Here is a 1564-nt window from a genome sequence, read left to right as displayed (position 1 = left end):
CCATCGAGCGCGAAACGAAGTCGCGCGGCGCCAGGTCCTTCAGGGTCGGCGCGTAACGCTCCATGAAGCGCTCGCCGTTCGAGTTGCGCAGAATGCCGCCTTCGCCGCGCACGCCTTCGGTGATCAGCACGCCGGCGCCGGCCACGCCGGTCGGGTGGAACTGCCAGAACTCCATGTCCTGCAGCGCGATGCCCGAACGGGCCGCCATGCCGAGGCCGTCGCCGGTGTTGATGAACGCGTTGGTCGATGCCGCGAAGATCCGGCCCGCGCCGCCCGTGGCGAACAGCGTGGTCTTGCCTTCGAGGATATAGACGTCGCCCGTTTCCATTTCGAGCGCGGTCACGCCGAGCACGTCGCCGTCGGCGTCGCGGATCAGGTCGAGCGCCATCCATTCGACGAAGAACGTGGTCTTCGCCGCGACGTTCTGCTGGTACAGCGTGTGCAGCAGCGCGTGGCCGGTACGGTCGGCAGCCGCACAGGCGCGCTGAACCGGCTTCTCGCCGTAGTTGGCCGTATGGCCGCCGAACGGGCGCTGGTAGATCGTGCCGTCGGCGTTGCGGTCGAACGGCATGCCCATGTGTTCGAGCTCGTACACGGCGTTTGGCGCTTCACGGCACATGAACTCGATCGCGTCCTGGTCGCCGAGCCAGTCGGAGCCCTTGATCGTGTCGTAGAAGTGGTAGTGCCAGTTGTCTTCGCTCATGTTGCCGAGCGAGGCGCCGATGCCGCCCTGCGCCGCCACCGTGTGCGAACGCGTGGGGAACACCTTCGAGAGCACGCAAACCGACAGGCCAGCGCGCGCGAGTTGCAGCGAAGCGCGCATCCCCGAGCCGCCGGCACCGACGATGACCACGTCGAACTTGCGACGCGGCAATGAATTCTTGATTGCAGCCATTCTTTTACACTCTCCAGAGAATCTGAGCGGCGTAGCCGAGGCTGCCCAGCAGCCATGCGATCGTGAGGACGTCCAGCGTGATGCGCAGGCCGACCGGCTTGATGTAGTCCATCCAGATGTCACGCACACCGACCCACGCGTGCAGGAACAGCGCGATCAGGGTGACGAACGTCGCAAGCTTCATCCACTGCGCGGCGAAGATCGAGGCCCAGCCGTCATACGAGAAGTCGTGCGCGCCGAAGAACAGGACGAGCAGCACGATCGTGTAGATCGCCATGATCACGGCGGTGGCGCGTTGCGCGATCCAGTCGCGAATGCCGTAGTGAGCGCCGACGACAAGGCGCTTCGGACCGATACCGTTATTAGCCGACATTTTTTAGAACGCTCCGAAGAGTTTTGCCGCAAAGGCGATCGTGAGGACCGTGGAGATGATCACGACGACGAGGGAGGTCGACTTGCCTTTTTCCTTGCTCACGAGGCCATGGTTGAAGTCCATGCACAGGTGGCGCACGCCAGCGCAGAAGTGAAACAGGAACGCCCATCCGAGGACCAGCACGATGAGCTTGACGATGATGTTGGAGAGGAAGCCCTTGAAGACCTCGAAGCTAAGCTCCGAAGTGAGGCTCTGGTCCAACAGGAACAGGATGAAAGGCAGGAACAGGAACAACA

Annotated in this window: 3 protein-coding genes; all 3 read right to left on the bottom strand. The window is 63.1% G+C overall.

Annotated features, from left to right (window positions below; genetic code table 11):
• A partial coding sequence (locus C7411_RS36765; RefSeq protein WP_116603307.1) for an FAD-dependent oxidoreductase occupies positions 1 to 895 on the bottom strand: 895 nt, incomplete at its 3' end.
• Between the two features lie 4 nt (positions 896 to 899).
• Positions 900 to 1268: a succinate dehydrogenase, hydrophobic membrane anchor protein gene (gene sdhD / locus C7411_RS36760; RefSeq protein WP_042273220.1), complete on the bottom strand. Its 369-nt coding sequence runs from the start codon at positions 1266 to 1268 to the stop codon at positions 900 to 902.
• Positions 1269 to 1271: 3 nt separating this feature from the next.
• Positions 1272 to 1564: succinate dehydrogenase, cytochrome b556 subunit (gene sdhC, locus C7411_RS36755; protein WP_110389032.1), on the bottom strand; the 293-nt coding region annotated here is incomplete at its 5' end.

The sequence above is a fragment of the Paraburkholderia silvatlantica genome, assembly GCF_003096715.1.
In the GTDB taxonomy this organism is placed as follows: domain Bacteria; phylum Pseudomonadota; class Gammaproteobacteria; order Burkholderiales; family Burkholderiaceae; genus Paraburkholderia; species Paraburkholderia silvatlantica.
The sequence above is the reverse complement of the archived record's forward strand: the minus strand, read 5'-3'. Positions and strand labels throughout refer to the sequence as shown.

Coding starts and splice junctions, on each gene's coding strand:
- sdhD (WP_042273220.1), bottom strand. CDS start 1,268: ATGTCGGCTAATAACGGTATCGGTCCGAAGCGCCTTGTCGTCGGCGCT.